Source organism: Chenggangzhangella methanolivorans, from assembly GCF_019797865.1.
Lineage (GTDB): Bacteria > Pseudomonadota > Alphaproteobacteria > Rhizobiales > Methylopilaceae > Methylopila > Methylopila methanolivorans.
Genome location: NZ_CP081869.1, coordinates 508,948 through 534,261 on the forward strand (window position 1 = coordinate 508,948; position 25,314 = coordinate 534,261).

Consider the following 25,314-nt stretch of genomic DNA (forward strand, 5'->3'; position numbering starts at 1 on the left):
ACGGAGCCGCGCCTTGGGGGCGCTTGACGGCCGCGCGGGCCCGCCCCCAATGAAACCCGGGGCGCATCGAAGGATCAGGATGCATGGCGCGGCGCGGCGATCGAAACTACGGAACGCTGACGGACCTCGTGACGGCCGGCCGTGATCCGGAAGACTCGTACGGCTTCGTCAATCCGCCGGTGGTGCGCGGCTCGACGGTGGTCTGGCCGACCGTCGCCGACATGAAGGCCGCGCGCGGACGCTACACCTACGGCCGGCGGGGCACGCCGACCTCCGACGCGCTGTCTGATGCGCTTCAGACGATCGAGGGCGGCGACCACGTAGCGCTCGCGCCGTCCGGCGTCACGGCCGTCTCGCTCGCGCTGCTGTCTGTCCTGAGCGCCGGCGATCACCTCCTGATGGTCGACACGGTCTACGATCCGACCCGGCGGTTCTGCGACGGCTTCCTGAAGCGCATGGGGATCGAGACCGACTATTATGATCCCGCCCTCGGCGCGGACATCTCCGCGCATATGCGGCCCAACACCCGCGCGGTCTTCGTCGAGAGCCCAGGCTCCCTCACTTTCGAGGTGCAGGACGTGCCGGCGATCGCGGGAGCCGCGCACGCCCGCGGCGCCGCGGTGATCATGGACAACACCTGGGCGACGCCGCTCTATTTCCGCGCGCACGACCATGGCGTCGACCTGTCGCTGTCGGCCGGCACCAAATATCTCGGCGGACACGCCGACGTGCTGATCGGCTACGTTTCGGCGACGCAGCCCTACGCCGCCGCCCTGAAGGCGACGCATGGCGCTCTCGGCCTCTGCTGCGGGCCGGACGACATGTTCCTCGCGCTGCGCGGGCTGAGGACGCTCGGCGTGCGGCTCGCCCATCACCAGGCGTCGGGGCTGAGAGTGGCGCGCTGGCTTCAGTCGCGTCCCGAGGTCGCCCGCGTGATGCATCCGGGGCTCGAGAACGATCCGGGCCACCACCTCTGGAAGCGCGATTTTTCGGGAGCCTGCGGCTTGTTCGCGCTGGAGCTGACGCCCGGTCCGTTCGAGGCGGTGGAGGCGTTTCTCGACGGGCTGGAGCTGTTCGGGCTCGGCTATTCCTGGGGCGGTTACGAGAGCCTCGCCATCCCCTACGACGCGACGCCGATCCGCACGGCGTCGCGATGGGCCCCCAAGGGTCCGACCGTGCGGCTTCACATCGGTCTTGAGGACGTCGAAGACCTCATCGCCGACCTTGAGGCAGGGCTCGAGCGATACGCCGCCGCCTGTTGAGGAGAAGCGCGACGACAGACGACGTCAAGACAAACAAAAACCCCGCGCGGTCGGGCCGCGCGGGGTTTCCGTATTGACTAAGGACTGAGCTTAGAAGCTCAGAGCTCGGCCGGGCTGTACGAGGTGACCTCGAGGCCAACCGGGGTCTCTTCAACGATCGGGGCGGTCCAGAGAGCCATAAGATCCTCCATTAGATCTAAAGCTGGCGCGGTAGTCGCACCGCGCGGCGTCGGATCGCTGCGTCGCGTCCTGTAAGATTGAACATAGGGACGCCGGCCGCCGATGACCAATTAATTATCGGTCATGTTTGGGTGCGGCGCAGCAAGATATGTCTTAGAATTCTCACAGGTTTTGAAGCTGACCAGACCTGTCGGCCGCCATCGCCGCGTTCGCGCCGGCGTCGCGAGAACAGGCGACCGACAGCTAGATCCGCCTCACCTCGCCGGCCTTGAGGCCAAGACTCTCGATCTCGGCCGCGCTGAGCGGCTGCAGCGGCGCGCTCGGCACCGCGGCGCCGTAGGGAATGGCCTTGCGCGCCGCCGCCTTGTCGGGGATCGCAGCCGCCCAGGAGCCGTTCTTCGCGCGGTCCTCGCCCTTGAGGTTCGCCAGCGGCAGGGTCAGCCGCCAGCCGGCCGGCGTCGTCGTATCGGACATCTCGTCTCCTCCCGTCAGCCGGCGCCGTCGTCATTGGCGCCGTTGAGCTGGTCGACCGGGATCGAGCCTTCGCCCGCCGCCACCAGCAGCCGCGCCCTCACCGAATCGCGGAGCGCCGCGTTGATGCGATCCTGCCAACCTGGGCCGTCCTCCTGGAAGATCTCCAGCACGTCCTGGTCGATTCGAAGCGTCACCTGCTCGCGCGCGCCCGGGATCGTCGCGGCGCGCTGGGGTGCGGGCGCAGCAGGCTTGGCGGGCCTGAAGGCCGCCTCCGCTGCTGCGCGAGGATTGGTCGGACGGCGGGACATTCTTCGACTCCTTGGGTTCGCGCCCTCTGGCGCACCAACATAGCGCGGCCGAGACGCGTTTCCGACTGGCGAAAACCGTCGCGGCGAAATCGGCTTCGCGAAAGCCGCCCGATCCTCGTCGGGTCTTAACCTCAAGGTAGGAATTTGCGCACGCTCCGTCGTTCACGATCCGGTCGCGGAGAACGAATCCCGACCGTCTCGCTTTGTTCCGCGCGTCCCTCGCGCGCTATGATCTTTCGGCCGCCCGCCATACATTGGCGCGATTGTTTGGAGGACGTTGCGCCGATGGCGACCGCATGGGCCCCGAAACTCGGCTCCGGGAGCGGCCCGCTCTATCTCCGGATCGTAGACGCCATCGCACGCGACGTCGGATCCGGCGTTCTGCGCGAAGGCGACCGCCTGCCGCCGCAACGCTCTCTCGCACAGGCCGTCGGCGTCGACCTCACGACTGTGACGAGAGCCTACGCCGAAGCGCGCCGCCGCGGTCTGCTCGACGCCGTCACGGGCCGCGGCTCGTTCGTCGCGGCGCGCAAGGAACCCGGCGCCCCTCCGCTCGACCTCGGCATGAACATCCCCCCGGCCCCGCGCGGCGTAAGGCTCGCCGACGCGGTCGGGCGCGGCGTGGCGGACCTCGTGGCGCGCTCCGACGTCGACGCGCTGATGTCCTATCATCCAGGCGCCGGCTCCTCGGCCGACCGCGCGGCGGGGGCGGCCTGGCTCCGCCCGGTCCTCGGACCGGTCGATCCGGACCGGATCCTCGTCGCGGCCGGCGCGCAGTCGGCCATGCTCGCCATCGCCGCGACGCTCGCGCGCGCCGGCGAGACGATCGCCTGCGAACCATCCGTCTATCCCGGCGCGCTTGCGATCGCCCGGCGGCTCGGGCTAGAGACCGCGCCCGTCGCGGCTGACGAGGACGGCATGTCGCCAGACGCGCTCGAGCGCCTGTGCAGATCGTCGAGGCCGGCTCTCATCTATCTCAACCCGACGATCGGCAATCCCACCTGCATCACCATGCCGGAGGCCCGCCGCCGCGAGATTCTCGCCGTCGCGCGCCGGCATGGGCTGACGATCCTGGAGGACGATCCCTATTCGCCGCTCGCGGGCGACGCGCCGCCCGCCTTCGCGACGCTCGCGCCGGATTGCGTCTGGCATGTTCACACGGTCTCGAAATGCCTGACGCCGGGACTTCGCGTGGCCTATGTGGCCGCCCCTTCGGCGGCGGCGCGGGCCGAGCTCGTGCCGGCGTTGGGCGGTCAGCCTGATGGCCGCGCCGCTCATGACCGCGCTGCTCGGAGGATGGATCCGGGACGGCGTCGCGGCGGCCCTGCTTGCGGGCGTGCGCGAGGAGGCCGCGGCGCGGCAGGCGCTCGCCCGGAAGACGCTGCCGGCCTCGATACGGGCTCATCCGAACGGGCTGCACGTCTGGCTGCCGCTCCCTGAGGGTTGGGACCGCTACCGCCTCGCCGAACGCGCTCGCTCGCAAGGACTGGCGGTGGTGCCGGCGGACGCCTTCAGCGCGGGGGGAGCGGCGCCAGAGGCGGTGCGCATCTCGCTCGGCGCGGTGCCGGAACGCGCGCGGCTCGCGTCTGCGCTCGACACCCTCGCCGGCCTGCTGCGCGAGAGCCCGCGGGCCCTGCACGACGTGGTGTGATCAGGCGCGCGCCCACCGCAGGATCAGCGACAGGCTGCGAAGGGCGATCCAGCCGATGATGAGATTGGCGGCGACGAACGCCAGCGCGGCGATCTCCGGCGCCGGCGCGGCCGCGCCTTTTTCGGTCAGCCTCATGGCCGCGAGCGGCAACGCCGAGACGCCGAAGGTGTAGCCCCAGGCGGCCGGCGAGAACGCCTGTTCGCGCAGCCACGGGACGAGCCGGATCATCACAAGCGCCAGGAAGCACCCATAGCCGAGAAGCGCGAGGCCGATCGTCGTCACGCCGTGGGCTGGCTCCAGCGCGCACCAGGCGACGGCCGCGACCGCGGGGGGCGCAAGGTGGACGCCGAGCGTCGCGCGCCGCTCGACCGGAAGGCCGATGGCCAGCAGGCGCACGAGAACGACCGACTCCATCGACATCCACGACAGCAGTCCTGCGCCGAAGAACATCCATCCGGCGGTCGGCCAGCCATAGGTGGCGCAGGCGAGCCCCGCGACGAAGCCGCCGCCGACAGTCGGCATGTAAAGCACCGGGGTGACGGCCTCCTGCGCGCGGCCGCCGAGCCACAATCCGCCGATGCTCCAGGCCGCGAAGGCCGTGGCGCCGGCGAGGCCCGCCGCGAGCATGACAAGGCCGCCGGCGTGGAAGATCGGCTCGATCGCGATCGCGGCGATCAGCGTGGCGACCGGCGCGAGCGAGGCCAGCAGCGCAAAGACCGGATCGGCGAGCTCCGCCTTCGCCTCGGCGCGGTGGAACGTCCACTTCAACGCGTAGAGAGACAGCAGCGTGAGCCAGATCGCGACCGCCAGCACGCAAAGCGCCTCGCCGACGACCCACGGCGCGCCCCAGAGCCGATGCGCAGCGCGCCAGCCGTTTCCGAGCCCGCCGACGCCGAGCACGGACCCGAAGAACATCGGCCTGACGTGGGCGGCAAGCTTTACCAGCCGGCGGTCTCCTCGGCCTCGCCGACCCGCACGAGGCGGCCCTCGGCGGCCTTGTGATAATACTGGCTCGCCACCAGCCATCCTTTCAGCGGCCTCAGCGGCGGCACCAGAGTCGCCAGCATGAGCGGGAACGTCGTGAAGACGTGGACCCAATACGGCGCCTGAAAAGCGAGTTCCAGCCATACCGCGAAGCAGGCCGACGGCAGGCAGGCGAAGGTGATGGCGAAGAAGGCGGGACCGTCCGCCGGATCGGCGTAGGAATAGTCGAGGCCGCAGACCTCGCAGGACGGCCGAAGCTTCAGGAAGCCTTCGAACATGTGGCCCTCGCCGCAGCGCGGGCATCGGCCGCGCACGCCGACGTCGTAGGGCTTAAGAGGCGGATAGACGGTCGGCTGCATGACGCTGGCCTCCTCCAGATCGCTGACGCGAGCCCACGCCAGTGCGGGAAGAGCTATGGCTTGATGCATACAATGTCAATATTGTACGCACACATGTTGCAGTCACCATTCATCGCGGGCTTGCGCCGCCGCTTTCCTCAATCGCCGAGGCTTCGACGACGTAGCGGAGCGGGCCTCGGGTCACGGCGTCGAACGGCCAGCAGGTCACAAGCGCGAGACGGCGGCCGGCGGCGTGAGGATCGAGCCCCGACGCGTTCCAGGCCGCGACTCGCGTCTCCTCGACCCTGAAGCGCGCCGCGCGGCCGTCGCGGCGGAGCACGCGGATCTCGTCTCCGACGCGCACCTCCTTCAGGAACGCGAAGTGCGTGTCGCGATGGGCGGCGTAGATCGCGACGCCCGGCTCGCCGGCCTCCGGCGTGCCGTCGAGATGGCCCGGCCCGAAGGCCAGCGCTTCCCCGCTTGCGCCGGCAAGCGCGATCTCGCTGGCGCCGATCCGCGGAACCTCGATCCGCGCCACCGGCCAGGTGTCCGCCCAGGCCCAGGCCTTCGTCGGCGCGCCCGTCGCGAGGCTCGTCGCGAAGGCGCGCTCCAGCAGGATCTGGGCGAGGATCGCCTTGGCGTGGACGTAGGCGCCCTGCCCCGCGAGTATGAGGCCGGCGAGCGCGAAGACGGCGGCGAACGCAGCCCGAAGCGGGACGCGCTGCGCGATCCTCCCCCCCGCATCGGGGGAGAGGACAAGCGACCGGGACGCGCTCACGCCGCCCTCCGGCGCGCCGGGCGGATGATCAGGAGGCCGACCGCCAGCAGGATCAGCGCAAGCCCCGCACAGAGCTTCAGTTCCGCGTCGGTCGCGGTCTGGGGAAGGTTTGCGCCGGCCGAAGGCGAAGGCGTCGCGAGCGGGGCGGGAGAGGCTGCGACGCCCATCGCGGCGACCCGTTCGAGCTTCGACTGGGCGTCTGCGCGGCGCATGCCGGGAACGGTCGGACCCTGCTCGGAGCCCGGACGCTTGCCGAACACCGCGTCGAAGTCCCAGCCGGCGGGGAGGTTGAGCGGAACCTCGGCGCGGGTCAGCGTCGCGCCCGCCGGACGCCGCGGCGTCTGGTCGACCGCCACGAGGCTGGTGAGGCGGGTGGTGAGTTTGTGCTCGAGCGCCAGCTTCAGGATCTCGGCGTCGGCGGCCTCCGGGCCCGTCTCGCGCAGCGTGCGGGAGACCTCGGCGTCGTCGATCTTGCGGCGCGCCCAGAGCTTCGAGATCCCGTCGCCCGGCGCAGCCTTGGCGAGGTCGAGCTTCACCGTCCAGGGCTGGTCGCCGATGAGGCCGCCGATCTCGAGCGCGCCCGAGACCTTGGCCATGCGCGCCGCCATCACCAGCGGCTCGCCGCGATAGATGTCGGGCAGCGTGCGCGGCGTCATGTCCGCGGCGCCCTCGCTGAAGGCGGCGGTCAGGCTCGTGATCACCGGGCTTTCAAGCTTTGCGAAGAGCTCGCGCATCCGCGCGTCGACCTCCTCGGTCGAGCCAATATGCGTGAAGGTTCCGCGGCCGAGCTCCGCGGCACGCGTCATCAGGAAGCTGTTGGGCGCCGAGCCGATGCCCACCATGAAGAGGCGCGAGCGGCCGCGCCCCGAGGCGATCGCGTCGAACATGCGCTGCTCGTCGCCGATCGCGCCGTCGGTGAGGAACACGATCTGGCGCACGCGGGCGGCGTCGTTCGGGCGCGGATCGAACAGCGCGGCTTTCAGAGGCGGCAGCATCTCGGTGCCGCCCTCGGCAGAGAGGCGCGCGACGAAGGCTTTCGCCTTCGCGACGTTCTCGGGCGTGGCCGCGACGGTGTCGAGGAACAGGCGCTCCATCGTGTCGTCGAAGCGGATGACGTCGAAGCGGTCGGCGGGCGTCAGACGATCGAGCGCGAAAGCGAGGCTCGCCTTGGCCTGCCCCATCGAGGGACCGGACATGGAGCCGGAATTGTCGATCACGAAAATCGTCTCGCGCGGCCTTTTCTCTTCCTTGGCGGCGCCCGTCGGCGGGGTGACGTAGGCGACCACGTAGTCCGAGCCGCCGACGCTCTCGCGGAACAGGCCGACCGAAGGCGTCGGGCCGCTCGCCGCCGTCCACGCCAGCTCGAAGTCCCGGTCGGCCGGAACGTCGGCGGCGTCGAGCGTCACCGTGCGCGCGGCCTCGTCGGTGCCGTCGACCTTGATCTTGTGAGTCGAGCTCGCGACTTCGCCGAGCCTGAAGCCGGCGTTGAGCCGCACCGTGATCGAGACCGGGTTCGTGGGCGCCGTCTCGCGCGGGTCGTTGACCGGCGGCGTGATGCGCCCGCGATCCGGCGCCGGGTCGACCACGCCCCAGCCGCCGACGGCGTCCATCGACACCTCGGTGACGAGCGGCTTCGGAACGTAGCGCGGCGCGACCACGAGCGGGATGCGCAGCGACATGCGCTCGGCGTCCTGATGGACCGGCGCCTGATATTCGATCCGCACCAGCACGGTCTCGCCCGGACCGATATTGGCGACCGAGTTTGTGAAGAGGTTCGGGCGCTCCTGCTCGGTCAGCGCCGCGGTCTTGCCGTCGCGCTTGGCCGCCTCATAGATTTCCTTGGCCTCCTCCCGCTTTTTGACGTCCGCGACGATCACCCGGTCGCCGATCACCAGCGTCATGGCGTCGACCGCGCCTTTCTCCGGCAGCGGATACACATAGACGCCCTCCACCCAGCCGTCGGTCGGATTGGTGAAGGCCTGCGTCACGCGCGTGCGCATGGTCGGGCCCGACACCGTGACGTCGTAGTCGGCGCGCACCTGCGGAGCCTCGACGAACTTTCCAGGCTCCGCGCCCTTCAGCAGCAAAGCGCCCGAAGTCATGTCGGCGGGCTTCACGAAGGCCTGGGCGGAGCGCGCCTCGGAGGCGTTGGCCGCGACGGTCGCGACGATGAGGCCGCCCAGGCCCGCGATGCCCAGCGTCGCGGCGATCGCGATCCGGGCGACGACTCGGCGCGCGCGCGCCATCGGCGAAGGCAGGGTGAAGTCGCTCAGTCGGAGCGGCGGCAGCGATATGTCCATGGTCTGGTTCTCCCCCTCGGGCTTGGTTCGCCCAGAGAGGTTTCCGCGCCCCGGCGGCGTCCCGCGACCGGATCGATCGGCATTCGTCGGCCGCGCGCCGCCTTGCCCCGGCGAATTCCGCGCGGCTATGTGAGGTTCTGTGCGGAACGTGAGGGGATGTGGGGCGATGTCCGGGGAGGACGGGGAAACTCGGCAAACGCCGAAAGCGGCGCCATCGCGGATCAGGTCCGTGAGGAGCTGGCGCGGCGCCGCATGTCGCGGCAGGGGCTCGCCGACCTTGCGAAGATCTCGATCTCGACGCTCGAAAAGGCGCTCGCCGGCAGCCGCCCCTTCACCCTCGCCACCACGGTGCGGCTCGAGGAGGCGCTCGGCCGGCGTCTGCGCGACCAACCCGCGGCGGCCCGGCCGCACGCCGCCGCCCCGACCGGCTTCGCGCCGCCCGAGCTCGGCTCCTATTCGCGCCCGGCGATGTCATGGATCGAGGGCGAGTATCTGACGCTGCGCCCCTCCTTCGGAGATCCGGCCGCGGTCTACGCCTACCGCACGGTCATCGGCTGGTCGGAGGACGACTCGCGCATGACGTTCCGCGAGGGCGAGCGGCTCGACGCCGCCTTCACGCAGTTCGGCGACGTCTCGGCCCCGCATCAGTCGGGCCACATCTATCTCGTCACCAACCGGCACGGGCAGCTGCGGCTCGTCGTGCTGTCGCGCCCGACCATCGAGGGCGCGATGTACGGCGTGCTGACGACGCTGCAGTCCGGCCGCGGCTCGCAGCTGACGCCGGTCTCGGCCGCGATCGCCTTCCTGCCGCTCAAGCGCGGGGAGCCGGCGGTCTCGGGGCGCATCGGCCCGCGCGACGCCGACTACGAGCGCTGCCGCCGCCACCTCGACCGCGTCAAGCAGGACGGGTTCGCCGTGCTGATGTGACGAAGGCGCTCGTCGCCATCCGGTTTTCGCCGTGCGAACCCGTCGCAGGCGCTTGCCCGCGAGCCTGCGATCCAGCATAACCGCCGGGAAACTGCGGCGTCGGGGCGTAGCTCAGCCTGGTAGAGCGCCTGCTTTGGGAGCAGGGGGTCGCATGTTCGAATGTCGCCCCGACCATCATCCCGGCGTTTTGCGCCTGCAGAGGTCCCTCACATGACCGCTCGCATCTTCCGGCCCTCCCGCAACGCCATGCAGTCCGGCGTCGCCAAGACCAAGCGCTGGGTGCTGGAGCACGACCAGGCCGAAGCGCGCCGCGTCGAGCCGCTGATGGGCTGGACCTCCTCGGCCGACACGCGCCAGCAGGTGCGCCTGTTCTTCGCCACCAAGGAGGAGGCGGTCGCCTACGCCACCCGCCAGGGCCTCGCCTTCCGCGTCGACGAGCCCAAGGCCAAGGCGCCCAAGACCGCCGCCTATTCGGACAATTTCCGCGCCGGCGCGCCCGAGCCCTGGACGCACTGACGCCCTGCCTTTCGGCCCCGTAGCTCAGTTGGATAGAGCACCAGCCTTCTAAGCTGAATGTCGCTGGTTCGAATCCAGCCGGGGTCGCCAAATTTCCCCCTCTATTCTCAGGGGTTACAGCCGGGTCCAGCGGCGCACCACCAGACCGCCAGATGGGAACGAATGGGACAGAAGTCCCACCAGAGACCCTTTGGGCGCAGATACTCCCACCGGATTCCCACCGCAGGTTCACCCTGCGTTCCAGGGCGGCGGGAGGCCGGTGGTGTTAACGGAGTAGCAAAAATCGAAATTTGCTACCCGAACGTAACAACCGTCGTGAGAGCCGGCTCCGTTACAACGGGATGGCAAAGGCTCCCGTTTGCCATCCCGTTGTAACGCCGGCCTGGGCCTAGGGCCGGCCGGTTTTGAAACAACGAAGTAGCGAATCCCGGATTTTGCTATTCGGATGTTTCATCGGCGCCGAAACAGAATCGGCCGCCGGGTGGAGCGCCGGCGGCCGATAGTTTGGGGAGGAAACGCCCTCAGGCGTCCTCCAGGTCACCTAGATTCGGGGGCGGCGGCGTCAAACCGGTCGCGGTCGGCCAAGCGAAACCGGAACTCCGCGTCGATCTCCGCGATCATAGCCTTGGCCGCATCGACCATCTTTGCAGGGTCCAGAGCTCCGCTGCGCATGGCCGGCGCCGGGTGAGACCAGCTGTCCAGGGCAAGGCTGGCGGTCATGCGGGCAAGCTCGAGCTGAGCGTTGTCCTTGGCGGCGAACTTGGGGTTTGGCGCGGTCTGCGTGATCATTGTGGATCTCCAAGGGATGGACCGTCGGCGGTGAGTTCGAGGGCCGGCGATAACGATAGGTCGGCCTCCATTTCTGTGGCGATCGCATCGAGCGCGTCGGCGGCGCGGCGAAGGCCGGGCGTGACGCCGACGTGGAGCGCGACCGCGATCTTGGCCTCGACCTCCTCGGTCATGCGCCGCTCACCCGAGACAATGGACGACATCAGGGCTGGCGAGATCCCCGCCGCCGCGGCGAGCCGCGACTGCCAAGTCTTGCCGAGGATGGCGCCGGCGCGTTCGAGGCGGGCGACGCGAGGGTCCCTGGTCATCAGCAGAGCTCCATGTCGAGGGCGGCCATGTCGGAACGGTCGCGAGCGCGCTCCTCCTCCTCTCGGCCGAGCGCGCTCAGGACCTCTCCCGGAGCCACGGCCCTGAGCGCCTGACGTAGGGTGGGATGGTAGGTCTCAAAGTTGTGCGGCCAGACACGGACATGGATGCGTTCGATCCGGTTGTCGATGATGCGACGGCCACGGGCGATGGTGTCGACCTCATAGATCGAGGAGGAATTTACCTCGTGATATACGGTTCGAACGTGAATCGCGTCGAAGACGAATCGGCCGTCGTTTAGGAGGCCGAGGGCACCTGACAGGCGCCCGACCTGGCGCGCCGCTGTCATCCACCAGCGCGGCAGACAGATGCGATGATCCCAGCTATCGATCCGCAGGAATTCGATCCAGCGGTATCGATGTCTGACCTCATACCGCGCCAGGTCGGCCACATGAACCGCGATCGAAAAGTTCGCGCCGGTCCGAATTCCGAGTTTCGCGGCGTGCGTGGCAAGACCTTGGCGGAGGGCCGTGAGGCGATCCGATACCTTGGTGACGGCGGGTGCCTGATAGACCCCCCGCGCCTTCCGGGTCTCCGCGCGAGCGCGCGGGAGAACCTCGCTCAATTTGCGAACAGCGAGCTCAGCCGCTTTCAGGGTCAGTCCACCGCGATCGTCCAAAGGCTCGGCGCGGAGGAGATCTAGGCGATCTTTTACCGTCGAGCGGCGGCTTGAATTGAGGGCGACGCTAATGACGGCTTTCGGAGCGCCACGACAGATAGCGTTCGCGGCCGCCTGCCAGGGGGTAAGCTCCACGTGGGTGCGCATGGATACGGGCCTCCTCTGAGGCAGGCCCGGGAGCGCCACTCGCTCGCCCGTCAGCCATGTGAATATGATATTCACGCCCGACGGGAGCGCAAGATATAGCGTGAATTTATTTTTTACATTTCGCTATGATGTCCGATAACCCTGAGTTATTGGACATCATTTTTCAGAACGTCAGGCAGCCCTCGCAGGCCAAATCAATCGGTACAAGAGAAGCGAAAAGAAGGGTCCTTCTTTTCCAAAACGTCCCCTCGCCAAGCCGGCGCTGAGGACTTCGAATCGGCGCCGAAAACTTCTTGCGCCATTCTCTCGCTGGATTCATGATCCTCCAAGCGCACCGCGGCATGGGCCCGGGCGACGGCTAGGAGGCCGAGAGAATGACGCGGATCACATCACTTTCGCAGTTGCTGGAGACGGTCTCGGACCTCAGCTCCTGCATCATCATTGCCGTCGGCGCCGACGGCCGCTCGACGGTCATCCAGCAGGGCGAGCCGGTCGTGCTCTCCGACGACGCGCCGAAGCCGATGAAGACCCGCGAGGAGGTCGAAGACCTCAAGGTCCAGTGGCGGGGCGACCCCGCCTGGGACATTGGGGACACGGAAGGCTTCGAGGCTCACCGCGACGAGCTCAAGGCGTTTCGTCTGGAACTCCAGAGAGAATGGGACGAAGCGGCCGAGCGCGTTAAGGCCGAGCGCCGCGACGCGGCCGCCCGCGCCGGCGGTATCTCGCCCGGCCACCCCGCGGTCGACTACATCCTGTTTCTCGAGGGCCAGCTCGCTCGCGTCGAAAAGCGCCTCGGTGAGGTCGCGTACGGCATCGACTTGAGCCGATCATGAGCCGCCCCTGGGCCATCGCCCTCGACCTCGGGAACGGAGACGTCGAGCTCGTCCCCGAGCTCTTCCCGTCTGAAGCTGAGGCCGCGCTGTTCGGCGACGCCTGCTTCTCCCCCATGCCATTTACGATCGTGAGGATCGACCAGTGACCAAGTTCAGCAAACTCGACCACCGCTTATACCGTGCCATGGCCAACACCCCGGCCGACCACAAGATCGCCGCCCACGCGATCATGGACGACCTCAACGCCAACCTCACCCGCATCGCTGACGAGCTCGAGGTGGCGACCGGGCTCGTAGACACCGACGCCATCGAGGCCGACATCGCGGCGCGCGAGATCCGGGCAGCCGAGGCGATCGAAGCGCTAGCGGCGTGACGACTCACGCCGACAACCGCTACTCTTACCCCCGCCGGGATCGCCCGGCGGGGGTTTTGCGCTTGGAACCTGATGAAATCGTCGAGATGATCCGGCGGGTTCTCCCCGCCGGCGCCGGCTCGCGGCTCGCGATCATCGCCGAGGTCAATCCGCGCCTAGGTGCGCGCTGGGCGAGCGGCGAGGTCATCCCGCCGGCCGACGTTTTCCAGTGGATCGATAGCGAGGACGACGTCCTGCGCCGGGCCGGCAATCCCGCGGCCGAACTCGACGCCATCGTCGAGCGCCTCCGCGCTGCCGGCCTGCAGGACATCACGATCGGCTCGCACCTCCTGGCCGCGGAAGCCCGGCTCAGAAACCGGTAACCCTGCGGGGAGTCCCCGCTTGATCTCGCTACCATCCGCAATCTAGGGTGGCTCGTTCGCACCCGGCATGGGCCAGGGCGACGGTGATCAGCGAGACCGTGCTGAATGTCCTCCCAAAATCCGACCTTCGACCCTCGCGCCGAGGACATATCGGTCGCGCGCCAGCGTGCAGTGCGTCGCGACGAGATCCTGTGCGGCGATCTACCGACGCTGGCGGACCTGCTCGTCGGACATCCGTTCCGCAGCGGTGATTTCGAGAAGGACGTCCGCTCGTGGGCGCACGTAGCGTTGAACTCGCTGGTCGTCTGCCGGCCCGAACGCGGCCGCGCCGATCTCGGGACCGCCCTTCACGAGCTCCTGGGCGATGTGAGCCTGACCAACGTCGCCGAGGCCGGCCGGGAGCTTGAGCGGCTTGGGACGTTGGCGGCCGCCGCCGACGAGAAGATCCGCTACGAGGGGCGGGTTCGGTGTGACCTCTACGCCGTGGCCGGTTTTGGGGCCCTGGAGCCGCGCGCCCGGCTGATCGGCGCGATCATGCTTCTGCAGGGGCGACACCACCAGCACCACCTGCTCGCGATGGCGGCCGGCTTGCGCTTCAGGATGATCGTCCAGGGCGGTCGGCATCCGAAGTCGCCGGGTGACCTCCATAGCGCCGGCGGGAACATCCTGCGGTCGGCGGCACGGCGGATCGGCATGGAGATGATCGCGCAGGAGAGCGTCGTGTCCGGCCCGCCGCCGGCAGAGGACATGACGGACCTGCTCGACGAGGTCATGGAGGACCGCGGCGAGATCGTGCGCGCGCCGGGCGGGCTCGCCCAGCTACGCGAGAGCCGCGTTATCGGCCTGCAAGTCGTGCCGAAGCAGCCGACGGCCGCGCCTGACCGTCTATGGAAGCCTTTCACATCGATCGCCGGCCGGCGCCTGCCGCTGGTCCGGCGCGGTGACGTGGCTGCCCACCGCCGCTCTCTCGTGCGTCGCGCGCCGCATGCCGAGGTGGCGATCGACACCATCCTGCGAGATCTGGCGGCGTCTGAGCTCGCCTGGATTCGACCGACGCTGCTGGTCGGGCCAGCAGGCGCCGGGAAGACCTCGCTCGCCCGCGCGATCGCGGAGACCGTTGGCCTGCCGGTCACGACATACGCGGCCGGCGGGATCGCCGACGCGTCCATGATGGGAACGTCGGCGCAGTGGTCGACGTCGCGGCCGAGCGTGCCGCTGGACCTGATCCGGTCGTCCGGCGTCGCGAATCCGCTGATCGTGCTGGACGAGGTCGACAAGACCCAGAGCTCGCACAACGGCTCGCTCGTCGACGCCCTCCTGGCGTTCCTCGAGCCGTCTACCTCGCGTCGATACCGGGACCTCGCGATCGAGGTCGAGGTGGACCTCTCGCGGGTCTCATGGATCGCGACTGCGAACCGGCTCGATGACGTGCCGCGGCCGCTGCTCGATCGACTCCGGGTCATCCAGGTCGAAGAGCCGACCTGGGCGCATGTCGGCGATCTCGCGCGCGGGATCCTGAACGACATCGCCGCAGAGCGTGACCTCGACAGGCGGTGGCTCGAGGAACTGGCGACGGACGAGCTCCAGGTGCTCAGGAGGGCGTGGAATGGCGGCTCGATCAGACGCTTGCGGCGGGCACTCGAGGTGCTCGTGGATGGTCGCGACATGCAGATGGGGAGGGCGTGAGATGGAAGCTGCCCTCCTGCTCGTATCCATCGCGATCGCCATCAGATCCCTGCATCGCGATGGCCTGCTCGCCACCCAACATGCGGCCGGAATCACAGCCCACGGCGCGGAAACGATGGTCCTGATCGACCTTTCCAACCACCTCGAGGAGGACGCGGTCATCGCGGATCACGAGCGACGTCCCGACGGAGACGCTCTGCGGGCACGCGCCGTCGGCATCGGACGCCTGGCGGTCGAGGTCCTCGACGCCGGCGGCTGGGCGGCGGTGTTCGCCGCGGCACCGGATCATGCCCGCGAGACCTGGCTCGCGCTGGCCGACGACCTGGAGGGCACCTATGCGGTTCCAGCCGCAGAGCCGGTCCCGGACGGCCTTGAGGTCCACGTCGACATGCAGGCGAGAACGATGCACGTCCGGATGTCTCTGCGGTCGATGATCGACCGCTGGTGGGTCGGCCGATTTTTCGCGCCGGGAAAGCGCTTCCACCGCTGGCCCCTGGTCGGCGGCCGGCTTTTCGGCGACCCGCGTACGCCTGACGGCGATCAGATCATGATGGTGGCCGTCATTGAGGACGAACGGACGGCGCTTGGGGTCAACAACCTGCACTACGATCTGGGGAGGCCGGCGTGAGGCTCTGGGTGATCTCCGACCTGCACCTCAGCAGGGTCGCGGCGCAGACCGGCGTCCAGCCGCCGGTCGTTGACGCCGACGTCGCGGTCGTCGCCGGCGACATCACCGAGGGCGTCGGGTTCGCGCTCACCTGGCTATGGCTGACGATCACGCGCCGGATGCCGGTCATCTGGGTCGCCGGGAATCACGAGTATTTCGGCGAGGTTTTGCCATCGGCCAGGGTCCAAGTTTGGAGGCATGCGGCGCATGTCGGAAATCTCCACCTGCTCGACGACAGCTCGGTGATCCTCGGCGGCGTCCGATTCCTCGGGGCGACGCTCTGGACCGACTACCGGCTCCATGCGCACGGCGAGCGTGCGCGCCAGGAGGGGTCGATGCGGGTGGCCGAGCGCATGCCGGATCACGGCCAGATTCTGATGGAGGCGCCGCAGCCCGGGACGATCGCACGCCGGTTCTCCCCCGCTGACGCGCTTGACCTTCACGAGGTTAGCGTCGCGTGGTTGCGCGATGCGTTCGAGGTCGAGCATGACGGCCCGACCGTCGTCGTGACGCATCACGCGCCGCATCCGCTCTCGGTCGCCGAACGCTGGCGCGGGCATCCGAGCACGCCGAGCTACGTGTCGGATCTCAGCTCTCTGATCGACCGCGGGCAGCCGAGGCTCTGGGTCCACGGCCACACTCACGCGTCCTTCGACTACGAGATCAAGCCGATGTTCGGCGGCCTGCGAAACACGAGGATCGTCTGTAATGCGCGCGGCTATTCCGGCGAGAATCCGGCCTTCGACTGGGGCCTCGTGATCGACGTCTGAGTCACGCTGACGCGCCCTCATTTTTCGATTGCGGCTTGCGTCATGACCTATGGACAGGTCGTCCATGACCTACGGATAGGTCAAGAAAATGCCACCGTAAGATACTGTAGGGGCTGACGAAATTGCGTTTTCGCGTGTTTTCCGACCTGCATGTCGACGTCAATGGCGGCCTCGCGGTCCCGCTCAATCTGACCGACTGCGACGCGATCATCGTGGCCGGAGACGTGTGCGAGAGGTTGAGCACGCGGGTGCTCGACTGGCTGGTCGCGAACGTCCAGCCGGCCGGCGTGCCGGTGATCTACCTGCCGGGCAACCACGATTTCTATCACTGCCGATTTCCGGCTGAGCTCGACAAGGCAGCCTCCGTTTTCGAGAGCGCCGGCGTGACGCTGCTCGCGCGCGGGGAGACGACCCAGGTCCGCGATGTCACCGTCGTCGGCGCCACCCTGTGGACGGATTTTCAGGTCGCGCGAGACCAGCGGCAGTCCATGCTGGCAGCGAGCGATCGGCGAACCGGAATGAACGACCATCGACGGATCAGATTCGGCGATGGCTCCAGGCCGTTCCTGCCGGCCGACGCGATCCGGGAGCACGCAGCCGCGGTCGAGGCGATCACGCGAGCCTGCAAAAACGTTCAGCCGGTCGCAGAAACGTTCAGCGCCGGCGACGGGCTCGCAGATCCGTTCAGCTGCAAAAACCATTATGGCCCTGCAAAATCGATTACGAGCGCGGCCGGGCCTGCAGATTCGATTATCGTGGTGACCCACCATGCGCCGAGCCCACGGTCACTGCGCGGCGGGCAGGTCACCGGCCCGCTGGACGCCGCCTACGCCAGCGACCTCGAGGCGCTGATCGAAGAGCTCCAGCCGGCCGCCTGGGTCCACGGCCACGTGCATCGCTCCGTCGACTACCGGATCGGCGCGACGCGGGTGGTCAGCAATCCGATGGGCTACCTGACGCAGGTCGGCCGCGGGAAGCAGGCGCGGATGGAGCTCGAGAATCCGGCTTTCGATCCGTCAATCACGATCACGGTCGGGGCAGAAACGCCGCCCGGGGATCTCGAGGCGCTTCGCCTGTGATCCGGAAATCCGTATCGCAACTGGCTGATACGGAAAAACGTATCGCGCTCTAAGTCACTGATTTCATTCCGTTGTCGGTATATCGACAACGGTTATGGTGTCAGCGCCATATCCGGCTTTATGGTCTCGGCGCCATATCCTCCCGATCGGGAAGATTCCGTCACTCAGGGCTCGAATCTTCCTGATCGGGAGGATTTCCAGCGCCACGGAGCGCGATTGAGCGGTCGGCGGAAAACGGATCACTCCAGCGGAAAAGACGTCAGCGGGCTGCTAGGGAATGGCCAGAACCGCTCAGGCTCTTGGACCACACGTTTCCGCGCCGACAGTCAGGCCGCGATCGCGGGGTTGTCGAGGTTCTCGTCGTAGACGTAGGCCACTGCCTGCTTCGCCTTCTCGGCGGCCACGTGTTCAGCGATCAGATCTGACGCTGAGGCGTAGGCCGGCCGGTCGTCATCGACGTCGCCTGAGTGGTAGCCCTCGAGGATGCGGGACATGCAGGCCATCGCGCAGGCGATGTGCGGGCAGCCGGTCGTCAGATCGATCCACTCGCCGGCGAACCAGCAGCCCCAGTGCCAGAGCGACTTCTCGTAGAGGTCGACGGTTGACGCCCTGCCGCCGAGGATCACCGAGCCAGACGTGACGAGCGCCGGGGACGCGCACCGCGGCCGGTTCTCGATAAGCTGATCCATCGGGCCAGCGTCGAGCAGGATCGCCCCGCAGGCCATGCCGTGAGCAAGGTGAGGCGCTCCGGATTCCGGGTCGATCCACTCGCCGGTGAGCCAGCAGAAGGAGTGGCGGACGGCGGCTTCGTAATAGGTGACGCCCTCGACCGCCTTGCCGTCTTCATTCCAGTCGAACGGATTGTATTTCACGGCGCCGAGCCGGAACGCCTGCGACATGTAGAGAATCGCGATCGGCGAAACCGTTCGTAGGTTCGGGCCCGCCGCGCCGGCTCGGAGCGCCTGGTTGATGTAGGCGATCGCAACCGGCGGGATCAGACCGACCGGCGGCTTGAGGCGACCCGCGAGGCCCTTAGGGTTCACGCGGCAAACCTTTGCCAAGCAGCCTTCTTGAGGTGCGCCAACGCATGTGACATCAGCAAACGCCCTCGAGGCGTGTCCAGCATGGATGTCGACGAGGTCGGCTTAAGGTCTTCGCGTGAGACCGATCCCGGATCTTTTATCATCACGCTGCGAGCCTTTCCTGCTTCCGCCGGCGAGCGCGCCACTTGCCCTTCTGCAGGGTCACATGGGTCCACTTGCCGTTGGGGTAGATGATCGCGTGCGTCTCGCTCCATGAGCTCGCGCCACCGTTGTTGTATCCCATCCGACGTTGACTGACGCCGACGCCGCCCGCGCCGGAGCGGCGGTAAGCTGTGTGCTTGTCGGCGTGAATGATCTTTCGGGCGAGGCGAACAAAACCCTCAAAAGCCCCCTTCGCCCAGTTTGAGCCCTGGTCACCGTGCTGACCAACCTCGATGCCGAGGATGTGGCGGCTTCCCCCACGATAGGCCCACTCGGCGTGAGAGACCTTGTTGCCTCGCAGCGTCCTGATCGCGTGCTCGAGCATGGACGGCGGCGACTTTGCGCTTCTTGGCCTTCTTGGGCTTGCGGCTGAGATGGCAGCCGCGCTCGACGTAGACCGAAATGCATATCGCCTCGGCCTCGTCATGGCTGGTGATAACTGGCTTGTATGCCCGCGCGAACTCCAGCGCGGCCGCCTTGGCCTCCTCGGTCGGGATCGAGCCGTTGCCGTGGATCTCCTTCCGCCAGGTCCCGATCGCGACATGGTCGATCGGCAGGCCGCGACCGCCGGCCTCCGCCATGACGGCGCCCATGAGCCGGTATGGCAGCGGGCTGCCTTTGTCGAAGTTGGCCTCGATGACGATCTTCTCAGGGTCGAAGCGGTCGATCAGGCTGCGGACAAACGACTGGGCTTTGGCGAGCAGGATCGGGTGCCAGACGCCGATGCCGCCCTTCTCGCGGATGCCGGCCATAAGGTCCTCGACGCCGCTCTCGCGCTGGCCGTCGATCAGCGCGCACCAGCCGGCGAGCTTCGCCATGTCGAGACAGAGGACCCTCATGCCGGCCTCAGATGCCAGGCGAGGTCCATGCGCCAGGCCTTTGGCATGACGGTCCTGAGAACGCGGGCGCGCAGGACCAGCCTTGCCTTGTCCTGGAGGACGACGCGACCGCCATGGCGCAGCCCGCTGTCGGCTCCCAGCTGCAGACGAGCCCGGATTGCGGCGGTGTCGACGCCGGCGCGGTCGAGAAGCCAGAGAGCCGTGTTGTCATCCCCGGCAGCTAGGGATTCCGTGCGCCCAAGGGTGCTTTCAGCGAACCGGCGGACTGCGTGATCCGAGACGATCGCGTTTGAGGTATTGCTCGGCGTGAACACGGGTCACGCGGCGAGCTTGGCATGCTGCTTCAGGAAGTCGAACGTGTAGCGATACTGCTCGGCCTTCTTGAATACCGTGCCGAGCCCAAGGTCGGTGTACTCCCCGCGGACGATGCGCTGGCGAATGGCCTTGTCCGCCTCGCTCTCGAAACTGAAAAGCTCGCGGTTCTCGCGGTACCTCTGCTCCAGGTACGCCCCGAGCTCATCGAGCAGAGCGTCGCGGAATGCATGCTCGGTGGCCGTCTTACGAGGCGTGAACTTGTTTTTGCGCTGGACCTAGGGAAAGGAACTCATTCGGCACCCGATGCAAATCGGCCAAGCAAATCGGCCTCACGCACATGGTCTCACCCTCAATTCGAATTAACTATGCTGTTTTGCAGGATTTTTCGGCCTCGGCATTTATTCTACAAAATGTCGCTTCGGCCCTCGATCAAGGATTGCGCGACGAATCGTTCGAAATTCGAACGAATAATCCTTGAAACGGATTGGATGACCAATCTCAGGTTGCGAATCGGAGATTCTATTCGGGGCTCAACGGGGCGATCCGCGGCTATTTGCAGGGGCGATCGCTCGGTTGCATAAAGATCCTTGCCCGTGGACTACGAAAACTGTTGTCGCAGGCGGGTTTCAGATTCAGACTCACTACCGTTAGGCGACCGCCGGCGTGGCAGCCCCGGTCCGCCCCCTGATGGTTTGAGTGTGATCCATGGATTTCGTGGACTGGGACGCGTGCGCGTCCGAGCCGCAGTGCGACGAGGTAGGCGACCGGTTCTCGCGCATGACCGCCGACCCGGTGCTGGCCGCGCGGTGGCGCGAGGGCGAGCGCCTGCGGGCCGAGGCGGAGGCCGAGAAGGAGGCCGAGGCGCAGCTTCGCGCCGCTGGCTTCGATTGGCGCGAACGCATCTATATCGACACCGCCCAGGAGGCCGTCGCCGAGCGCGGCCGGCTCGACGCGGTGCGCGCCGCGGCGCTCGCCACCCGCGACCCGCGGGAGAGCTGGCGCGCGAGCTTTCGCTATGACGCGCGCGCCTTCTTCGACGCCGGTTATGATGTCATCCCCCAGACACGCGACCGCGATCGCCGCCGGCCCATGCTCGGGCTCTATCCCTCGACGTGGTTCAACCGTCGCCAGACCCAGGCCGAGTTCGACGCGCTGATCGACGCGGAGATCGACTGGACCACGACCAAGTTCCCGACCGGCGTTCGCGTCGTCGACCACCGCTCGCCGTTGGCGGGGAAGTCGCCGCACAACGTCGCGATCGTCGCCAAGGACTTGCTCGTCACCGACATCGATATCTCGGACCACGATACATCCCTCGAGGCCGAGCGTCTGATCGAGAGCGCCCTCGGCCAGACGGCCTACAAGCGCATCGGCCGCAGCCCGAAAATCAATCTGGTCTACGTTTTGGCGCATCAGCTGACTGAGGCTGAGAAGGCGCTGCTGAAGACGATCAGCACGATCGTGGGCAACATCGAATTCCTGACCGGCCGCAGCGTCGTGACCGTCGCCGGCCTGCATCATGCGACCCGACAGCAGATCGTGTGGACGACGCCGCTGGCCCCGCGGGACCAGCTGCCACAGGCGACCGTCGAGGGCCTGAAGATTGCCCGATACCTGCTCGAGCGGCGGTTCACGCCGGCCGCGATCCGCACGCCCAAGGCGGCCGCGGTCGCGCTGGAGGCGTTGCCGTCGTCGATCGAGGGGCTTTCCGTCCCAGGCATCCAGCGCGCCGGTCCTTGGGTTCGTGACGAGGCGGCCGGCCTGGTGGTCGACGGCCGCGAGAAGTTCGTGGTGGCGATGTGCGCCAACGTCGCTCGCGCCAACCTCGCCGAGGGCTACACCGAGGAACAGCGCGCCGGTTTACTCCGGGTCGCGTTCGACCTCTGCGCTTCCAACGTCGAGCGGACCGGTCGTTGGGCCACTGACGAGAGGCTGTTGGCGCAGGTCCGCGAGCGCCTCAACCGAGCGCTCGACTTCAAAGGATGGAACTCGCCGATCCGGCAGAAGCAGGTGGGCGATCTGCCGCCGCCGGTCGAGATCAAGAAGTCGGATCCGTTCGCCGACATGGAGGCCGCTTTCGCGGCCGTCGGCGACCCGCGGCCGTTCGTGATCCCGCGCCGGGTCAACTCGAGGGGTGAGGAGCTGCCGGCAAAGATCATCCCGGCCGTGAAGGTCTCCGCGGCGATCGAGGCCGACCGGACCAAGCGCGCGCTGATGAGCGAGGCGCAGCGCCGTCCGACGCATCTCGCGATCCAGCACCTGATCCAGGAGGCGATCGAGAGCTTTATGGTGCAGGTCGTCGACGCGCTGCTCGGCAAGGAGCTCGCGGGCGACGCCAAGACGCTGCTGGTCAAGGTGCCACCCGGTGGCGGCAAATCCTCCGGCTTCGTGATTGGCGTCCTCCGCTGGATCGAGCGGATGATCGAGGCCGGGACGTGGCCGACCGGAAAGAAGGTCGTCTTCTACTGCCCGACGTACACGATGTGCCGGCAGATGATGGCGGTCGCGGCCGGCGCGGGTCATCGAACCATGACCTGGGAGGACGCCGCGGCGCCTGCGCTAGTCGACGGCCAGCCGCGGGCGCTGGTGGCGCTGTTCGGCTCGAAGTCCGAGGTGCCGTGCGAGCGCGCCGAGGAGATGGCCGCGCTCCGCAAGGGCGGCGTGGATCCGAGAGGGTTGTGCGAGAAGCAGCTGAAGCGCACGGACTACGAGAAGTCCGCGAAGCTGAAGGCGAAGACGATCACGTGCCCGTTCAAGCTCGCGGCGACCGGAGCGGACAACGGCTGCCCGCCGTGCCGGTTTTACCGGCAGGAAGAGACCATGGCCGACGCGCACCTCGTGTTTGCCGTGCGCGCGATGGCCCGCGTTCAGTCGAAGTTTTTGCACAACAACACGGTCGGCGCGATCATCGACGAAGATCCGACGGTCGAGCTCGCACGGGTGAAGCACTCGTTCAATGCTGACCGCCTGCTCGGCCGCTCCAACGAGGTCATTCACAACGACGCCAAGGGCGACGAACTGAAGGCCCTCTACGACAAGCGCGCCAGGATCAACATCCTCGTCACGGCCGAGATCAAGGCGCGCCGCAACCCGGCGCCGGCGATCCTCGCCATGGAAGGCGGGCTCGAATGCCTTGAGGCCGCGATCGACATCACACGGCCTGACGATTGGGTCTCGCGCCAGATCCGGCCAGACATGGATCCCGACGAGCTCGCCTGGTTCGCGAGCGCAGGTATCCGACTGCCGGGCCGCAGCGCAGAGCGCGACCTCTGGGCGATCGTGAAGCAGATGGTCGACGAATTTCAGCAGCACTCGGTCAACTTGTCCGCGATCGAGCAGATGAGAACGCTGGCCGGTCGTCGCGCGGCCCGTACTGGCGGCCGCGATCGCACGAAGCAGCTGCTCGCGAGCCTGCGCACGACCAAGCTGTCCGTCAGCCGCCTCGATCCGCGCCTGCAGTGGGTGCAGGCCGAGCGTCCGGACAAGACGCGCGAGTGGGCGATCCGTGTGTCGCGGCGCAAGCAGCTGACGCCGAAGCTCCTGCGGCTGCCGATCGCCGTGCTGGACGCCACCGCGAGCGTGAAGCGCCTGACGAAAGCCATCGGCCGGGAGGTCGACGTGCGCGAGATCGGCGACCTGATCCAGCACTGCCGGGTCATGATGGATCCAACGCAGACGTTCAGCGTGTCATCTTTCAAGATCGACTCGCGGGACAGTGAGAAGCAGCGCAAGGAAAAGTTGCAGCGGCGCGATCACGTGCGCCTGCTCATCACGCTGCTGGCCGGCCTCTACTCGTGGGGCCGAGGCCTCGTTGTCGCGCCGACTGAGGTTCGCGACATCCTGCAGGATCAAAAGTGGCGCACACCGAGCAACATTGACTGGCTGCACCACGGAAACGTACGCGGCCTCGATTTCGCGAAGCGGGCCGATTGGGTGGTCGTCGTCGGCCGCATGCAGCCGACGACCGGCGCGATGGATGGACAGGGCGCCGCCTACGGCTCCGACGAGCCGGACTTCGTCGCGATCGACCAGCGCGGCGACGGGACGATAGACGGCAAGAATCCACTGCACCTCGACCTCCATCCGCGGAGGTATCGGATGCGAAACGGGAACGACGTCGTCTGCATGGCGCCCAACTACGCGCCGAACACCTGGCAGCGCGACTTCCTCGAGGCCGCGCGCGAAGAGGAAAATTTCCAGATCGCGACTCGCCTTCGCACGGTCTACCGGCATGGCGACCTGCCGCCGCCGCTATGCATCTTCCTCGGACCGTTTGCACCGGAGAACACGATCGTCGACTCGATGAGGCGGCTCGCAGATATGGTGAAGGGCTCGGAGATCGCCGACCTCGCCCGTCAGCGCGGCCTCATGTCGATGCAGCCGGCGGGATTCGCCGTCGTCGACAACCAGCGCAAGAACGGCCCGGAGCTGTGGGACGATAGCGAGCGCGCGAAGGCCGAGGCGCTGGTCACCGAAGGACTGAGGCGCTGGCCCGACCTGAAAGAGGAGGCCGCGATGTGGCGGATGAATCGCCACACCAAGCGCCTCAACGCGGCCGAGGGCCTGCTGGACGACGAGACGTTCCGGTTCCTGGAGAACGCCGACGAAGACCGGCACGGCGATTGGCTGTGGAGGCTCGACGAGTGGCTCGCGCAGCACGTTGAGGCGTACGACCTGCAGGAGCGGCCGGCGGCCGGCTCTGAGCGCTATGCCAAGCCGGAGGAGCCGAAGCAGTCGCCAGCCGCTGCCACTGCTCCGAGGCAGATCGCTGGCGTTCGTCGCGTCATGCCAATCGTGGTTAAGGTTAAGGACGCGGCTTAAGCCGTCTCTCACACCGTCGGCCGGTGGGCGCAGTAGACGCGCCACAGCCCGAGCGGCTGGCCGTTGACGGTGATGTCTCCGCGAGAGCTGTGATCCGACGTGGAATTTGGGGCTGGCGGTCTTTCGATTGTCAATCGGCGCTGAAGTTTAGTCCCTTATCGGCGTCCAATGTTATGTTGACACCTGAATTTTTGTAGGCGGTGTCGATCCCGCCGGCGCGGAGCTGGTCCGGGTTGCGCAGCTTGGTTGATGACCGCTTCCGGCCCACCTGTTGCTAGCGCTCGTCCCGGCGCAACTCCATTTAGTCGTTCAGCAGGTTCAACTTGACTAAAATTACAGGCAATTCTTTGGATACTAGCTCCGCCATAAAACAATTTTTTCTTGAGCCGCGGCAGGCTGGGCCTGAAAGTGTTGCGTCGTGGACATGCCACGATGTCATTCACGCGCCCATTCTCTAAAAGAACTGAAAAATCGAAAAAATCATTCTGCAAAGAACAAAGAAAAAGCCGCCCATCGTCATGAGGGGCGGCCTGATCTCTGAAAATGCAATCAGATTTAACTTCCGGCCGACCTCGGATTGAGGCCGGCATCACTTCAGCTCTCCGGCGGCCAGCACCAGCGCGTCTTCCGGGCCGACCTCGGATTGAGGCCGGCATCACTTCAGCTCTCCGGCGGCCAGCACCAGC

28 protein-coding genes and 2 tRNA genes are annotated in these 25,314 nt (G+C 67.3%); 16 read left to right on the forward strand and 14 right to left on the reverse strand.

The window, feature by feature from the left end:
- Positions 1 to 83: 83 nt before the first annotated feature.
- A complete protein-coding gene (gene metC, locus K6K41_RS02660) occupies positions 84 to 1,262 on the forward strand; it encodes a cystathionine beta-lyase (protein ID WP_261403783.1) in 1,179 nt (392 codons plus the stop codon).
- Positions 1,263 to 1,360: 98 nt separating this feature from the next.
- Here the strand turns inward: metC and pqqA are convergent, their stop codons facing one another.
- The 3 genes from pqqA to K6K41_RS02670 all read right to left on the reverse strand — a co-directional run bounded on the left by pqqA (position 1,361) and on the right by K6K41_RS02670 (position 2,224).
- A complete protein-coding gene (pqqA, locus tag K6K41_RS30120; protein ID WP_428978560.1) occupies positions 1,361 to 1,453 on the reverse strand; it encodes a pyrroloquinoline quinone precursor peptide PqqA in 93 nt (30 codons plus the stop codon).
- A 232-nt stretch (positions 1,454 to 1,685) separates the two neighbouring features.
- Positions 1,686 to 1,916, reverse strand: coding sequence for a hypothetical protein (locus K6K41_RS02665; protein WP_261403784.1), 231 nt, complete (start codon positions 1,914 to 1,916; stop codon positions 1,686 to 1,688).
- Between the two features lie 14 nt (positions 1,917 to 1,930).
- On the reverse strand, positions 1,931 to 2,224 hold the full coding sequence (locus K6K41_RS02670; protein WP_261403785.1) for a BrnA antitoxin family protein: 294 nt from the start codon (positions 2,222 to 2,224) through the stop codon (positions 1,931 to 1,933).
- A 285-nt stretch (positions 2,225 to 2,509) separates the two neighbouring features.
- Between K6K41_RS02670 and K6K41_RS02675 the strand changes: the two genes are divergently transcribed.
- Positions 2,510 to 3,664 (forward strand): aminotransferase-like domain-containing protein, encoded by a 1,155-nt coding sequence (locus K6K41_RS02675; protein WP_261403786.1) that lies wholly within the window; start codon positions 2,510 to 2,512, stop codon positions 3,662 to 3,664.
- A gap of 55 nt (positions 3,665 to 3,719) precedes the next feature.
- Positions 3,720 to 3,875 carry a hypothetical protein gene (locus K6K41_RS02680; protein WP_261403787.1) on the forward strand — a complete coding sequence of 52 codons (156 nt, stop codon included), beginning with the start codon at positions 3,720 to 3,722 and terminating at the stop codon, positions 3,873 to 3,875.
- Here K6K41_RS02680 and K6K41_RS02685 read toward each other — a convergent pair whose 3' ends face one another.
- From K6K41_RS02685 to K6K41_RS02700, 4 genes are all read right to left on the reverse strand, one after another.
- Complete coding sequence (locus K6K41_RS02685) at positions 3,876 to 4,790, reverse strand: SLAC1 family transporter (RefSeq protein ID WP_261403788.1); 915 nt, start codon at positions 4,788 to 4,790, stop codon at positions 3,876 to 3,878.
- 23 nt (positions 4,791 to 4,813) lie between these two features.
- Positions 4,814 to 5,218: a DUF983 domain-containing protein gene (locus K6K41_RS02690; protein WP_261403789.1), complete on the reverse strand. Its 405-nt coding sequence runs from the start codon at positions 5,216 to 5,218 to the stop codon at positions 4,814 to 4,816.
- 109 nt (positions 5,219 to 5,327) lie between these two features.
- Positions 5,328 to 5,927 (reverse strand): class GN sortase, encoded by a 600-nt coding sequence (locus K6K41_RS02695; RefSeq protein ID WP_261405621.1) that lies wholly within the window; start codon positions 5,925 to 5,927, stop codon positions 5,328 to 5,330.
- A 44-nt stretch (positions 5,928 to 5,971) separates the two neighbouring features.
- A complete protein-coding gene (locus K6K41_RS02700) occupies positions 5,972 to 8,221 on the reverse strand; it encodes a marine proteobacterial sortase target protein (protein ID WP_428978589.1) in 2,250 nt (749 codons plus the stop codon).
- A 306-nt stretch (positions 8,222 to 8,527) separates the two neighbouring features.
- Here K6K41_RS02700 and K6K41_RS02705 point away from each other — a divergent pair, with 306 nt between their 5' ends.
- From K6K41_RS02705 to K6K41_RS02720, 4 genes are all read left to right on the forward strand, one after another.
- Positions 8,528 to 9,202, forward strand: coding sequence for a helix-turn-helix domain-containing protein (locus K6K41_RS02705; protein WP_261403791.1), 675 nt, complete (start codon positions 8,528 to 8,530; stop codon positions 9,200 to 9,202).
- A 100-nt stretch (positions 9,203 to 9,302) separates the two neighbouring features.
- Positions 9,303 to 9,376: transfer RNA gene (locus K6K41_RS02710), tRNA-Pro, on the forward strand.
- Positions 9,377 to 9,412: 36 nt separating this feature from the next.
- Complete coding sequence (locus tag K6K41_RS02715; RefSeq protein ID WP_261403792.1) at positions 9,413 to 9,718, forward strand: ETC complex I subunit; 306 nt, start codon at positions 9,413 to 9,415, stop codon at positions 9,716 to 9,718.
- 13 nt (positions 9,719 to 9,731) lie between these two features.
- Positions 9,732 to 9,808, forward strand: a tRNA-Arg gene (locus K6K41_RS02720).
- Positions 9,809 to 10,255: 447 nt separating this feature from the next.
- On the opposite strand, the gene K6K41_RS02725 is transcribed toward K6K41_RS02720, so the two are convergent.
- The 3 genes from K6K41_RS02725 to K6K41_RS02735 are packed head-to-tail and all read right to left on the reverse strand — an operon-like array spanning position 10,256 to position 11,639.
- Entirely contained in the window at positions 10,256 to 10,507 is a 252-nt protein-coding gene (locus K6K41_RS02725) for a hypothetical protein (RefSeq protein WP_261403793.1), read from the reverse strand.
- Positions 10,504 to 10,815 carry a helix-turn-helix domain-containing protein gene (locus K6K41_RS02730; RefSeq protein WP_261403794.1) on the reverse strand — a complete coding sequence of 104 codons (312 nt, stop codon included), beginning with the start codon at positions 10,813 to 10,815 and terminating at the stop codon, positions 10,504 to 10,506. The genes K6K41_RS02725 and K6K41_RS02730 overlap by 4 nt, the downstream gene beginning before the upstream one ends.
- Positions 10,815 to 11,639, reverse strand: a complete 825-nt coding sequence (locus K6K41_RS02735) for a hypothetical protein (protein WP_261403795.1) — start codon at positions 11,637 to 11,639, stop codon at positions 10,815 to 10,817. The genes K6K41_RS02730 and K6K41_RS02735 overlap by 1 nt, the downstream gene beginning before the upstream one ends.
- Positions 11,640 to 12,013: 374 nt before the next feature.
- Here K6K41_RS02735 and K6K41_RS02740 point away from each other — a divergent pair, with 374 nt between their 5' ends.
- The 8 genes from K6K41_RS02740 to K6K41_RS02775 all read left to right on the forward strand — a co-directional run bounded on the left by K6K41_RS02740 (position 12,014) and on the right by K6K41_RS02775 (position 17,409).
- Positions 12,014 to 12,472, forward strand: a complete 459-nt coding sequence (locus tag K6K41_RS02740) for a hypothetical protein (protein WP_261403796.1) — start codon at positions 12,014 to 12,016, stop codon at positions 12,470 to 12,472.
- Positions 12,469 to 12,618, forward strand: a complete 150-nt coding sequence (locus tag K6K41_RS02745) for a hypothetical protein (RefSeq protein ID WP_261403797.1) — start codon at positions 12,469 to 12,471, stop codon at positions 12,616 to 12,618. The genes K6K41_RS02740 and K6K41_RS02745 overlap by 4 nt, the downstream gene beginning before the upstream one ends.
- Positions 12,615 to 12,845, forward strand: a complete 231-nt coding sequence (locus K6K41_RS02750; RefSeq protein WP_261403798.1) for a hypothetical protein — start codon at positions 12,615 to 12,617, stop codon at positions 12,843 to 12,845. The genes K6K41_RS02745 and K6K41_RS02750 overlap by 4 nt, the downstream gene beginning before the upstream one ends.
- Positions 12,842 to 13,207, forward strand: coding sequence for a hypothetical protein (locus tag K6K41_RS02755; protein WP_261403799.1), 366 nt, complete (start codon positions 12,842 to 12,844; stop codon positions 13,205 to 13,207). The genes K6K41_RS02750 and K6K41_RS02755 overlap by 4 nt, the downstream gene beginning before the upstream one ends.
- Positions 13,208 to 13,312: 105 nt before the next feature.
- A complete protein-coding gene (locus K6K41_RS02760; protein WP_261403800.1) occupies positions 13,313 to 14,893 on the forward strand; it encodes an AAA family ATPase in 1,581 nt (526 codons plus the stop codon).
- Between the two features lies 1 nt (position 14,894).
- Positions 14,895 to 15,521, forward strand: a complete 627-nt coding sequence (locus K6K41_RS02765; RefSeq protein ID WP_261403801.1) for a hypothetical protein — start codon at positions 14,895 to 14,897, stop codon at positions 15,519 to 15,521.
- Positions 15,518 to 16,330: a metallophosphoesterase gene (locus K6K41_RS02770; RefSeq protein ID WP_261403802.1), complete on the forward strand. Its 813-nt coding sequence runs from the start codon at positions 15,518 to 15,520 to the stop codon at positions 16,328 to 16,330. The genes K6K41_RS02765 and K6K41_RS02770 overlap by 4 nt, the downstream gene beginning before the upstream one ends.
- 122 nt (positions 16,331 to 16,452) lie before the next feature.
- On the forward strand, positions 16,453 to 17,409 hold the full coding sequence (locus K6K41_RS02775) for a metallophosphoesterase (protein ID WP_261403803.1): 957 nt from the start codon (positions 16,453 to 16,455) through the stop codon (positions 17,407 to 17,409).
- 326 nt (positions 17,410 to 17,735) lie between these two features.
- Here K6K41_RS02775 and K6K41_RS02780 read toward each other — a convergent pair whose 3' ends face one another.
- From K6K41_RS02780 to K6K41_RS02795, 4 genes are all read right to left on the reverse strand, one after another.
- Positions 17,736 to 18,452: a dATP/dGTP diphosphohydrolase domain-containing protein gene (locus K6K41_RS02780; protein ID WP_261403804.1), complete on the reverse strand. Its 717-nt coding sequence runs from the start codon at positions 18,450 to 18,452 to the stop codon at positions 17,736 to 17,738.
- A 142-nt stretch (positions 18,453 to 18,594) separates the two neighbouring features.
- Entirely contained in the window at positions 18,595 to 18,735 is a 141-nt protein-coding gene (locus K6K41_RS02785; protein WP_261403805.1) for a hypothetical protein, read from the reverse strand.
- Positions 18,736 to 18,865: 130 nt separating this feature from the next.
- Positions 18,866 to 19,492: a hypothetical protein gene (locus K6K41_RS02790; RefSeq protein WP_261403806.1), complete on the reverse strand. Its 627-nt coding sequence runs from the start codon at positions 19,490 to 19,492 to the stop codon at positions 18,866 to 18,868.
- A complete protein-coding gene (locus K6K41_RS02795; protein WP_261403807.1) occupies positions 19,489 to 19,806 on the reverse strand; it encodes a hypothetical protein in 318 nt (105 codons plus the stop codon). The genes K6K41_RS02790 and K6K41_RS02795 overlap by 4 nt, the downstream gene beginning before the upstream one ends.
- A 778-nt stretch (positions 19,807 to 20,584) precedes the next feature.
- Here K6K41_RS02795 and K6K41_RS02800 point away from each other — a divergent pair.
- Complete coding sequence (locus tag K6K41_RS02800) at positions 20,585 to 24,628, forward strand: hypothetical protein (protein ID WP_261403808.1); 4,044 nt, start codon at positions 20,585 to 20,587, stop codon at positions 24,626 to 24,628.
- Positions 24,629 to 25,314: the final 686 nt, after the last annotated feature.

Bases quoted from the DNA above. Each gene is read 5' to 3' on its own strand.
- K6K41_RS02685 (WP_261403788.1), bottom strand. From the start codon at position 4,790: ATGTTCTTCGGGTCCGTGCTCGGCGTCGGCGGGCTCGGAAACGGCTGG.
- metC (WP_261403783.1), top strand. From the start codon at position 84: ATGGCGCGGCGCGGCGATCGAAACTACGGAACGCTGACGGACCTCGTG.
- K6K41_RS02725 (WP_261403793.1), bottom strand. From the start codon at position 10,507: ATGATCACGCAGACCGCGCCAAACCCCAAGTTCGCCGCCAAGGACAAC.
- pqqA (WP_428978560.1), bottom strand. From the start codon at position 1,453: ATGGAGGATCTTATGGCTCTCTGGACCGCCCCGATCGTTGAAGAGACC.
- K6K41_RS02745 (WP_261403797.1), top strand. From the start codon at position 12,469: ATGAGCCGCCCCTGGGCCATCGCCCTCGACCTCGGGAACGGAGACGTC.
- K6K41_RS02690 (WP_261403789.1), bottom strand. From the start codon at position 5,218: ATGCAGCCGACCGTCTATCCGCCTCTTAAGCCCTACGACGTCGGCGTG.
- K6K41_RS02760 (WP_261403800.1), top strand. From the start codon at position 13,313: ATGTCCTCCCAAAATCCGACCTTCGACCCTCGCGCCGAGGACATATCG.
- K6K41_RS02765 (WP_261403801.1), top strand. From the start codon at position 14,895: ATGGAAGCTGCCCTCCTGCTCGTATCCATCGCGATCGCCATCAGATCC.
- K6K41_RS02740 (WP_261403796.1), top strand. From the start codon at position 12,014: ATGACGCGGATCACATCACTTTCGCAGTTGCTGGAGACGGTCTCGGAC.
- K6K41_RS02730 (WP_261403794.1), bottom strand. From the start codon at position 10,815: ATGACCAGGGACCCTCGCGTCGCCCGCCTCGAACGCGCCGGCGCCATC.
- K6K41_RS02715 (WP_261403792.1), top strand. From the start codon at position 9,413: ATGACCGCTCGCATCTTCCGGCCCTCCCGCAACGCCATGCAGTCCGGC.
- K6K41_RS02665 (WP_261403784.1), bottom strand. From the start codon at position 1,916: ATGTCCGATACGACGACGCCGGCCGGCTGGCGGCTGACCCTGCCGCTG.
- K6K41_RS02705 (WP_261403791.1), top strand. From the start codon at position 8,528: ATGTCGCGGCAGGGGCTCGCCGACCTTGCGAAGATCTCGATCTCGACG.
- K6K41_RS02700 (WP_428978589.1), bottom strand. From the start codon at position 8,221: ATGGCGCGCGCGCGCCGAGTCGTCGCCCGGATCGCGATCGCCGCGACG.
- K6K41_RS02675 (WP_261403786.1), top strand. From the start codon at position 2,510: ATGGCGACCGCATGGGCCCCGAAACTCGGCTCCGGGAGCGGCCCGCTC.
- K6K41_RS02785 (WP_261403805.1), bottom strand. From the start codon at position 18,735: ATGGGATACAACAACGGTGGCGCGAGCTCATGGAGCGAGACGCACGCG.
- K6K41_RS02790 (WP_261403806.1), bottom strand. From the start codon at position 19,492: ATGAGGGTCCTCTGTCTCGACATGGCGAAGCTCGCCGGCTGGTGCGCG.
- K6K41_RS02800 (WP_261403808.1), top strand. From the start codon at position 20,585: ATGACCGCCGACCCGGTGCTGGCCGCGCGGTGGCGCGAGGGCGAGCGC.
- K6K41_RS02670 (WP_261403785.1), bottom strand. From the start codon at position 2,224: ATGTCCCGCCGTCCGACCAATCCTCGCGCAGCAGCGGAGGCGGCCTTC.
- K6K41_RS02735 (WP_261403795.1), bottom strand. From the start codon at position 11,639: ATGCGCACCCACGTGGAGCTTACCCCCTGGCAGGCGGCCGCGAACGCT.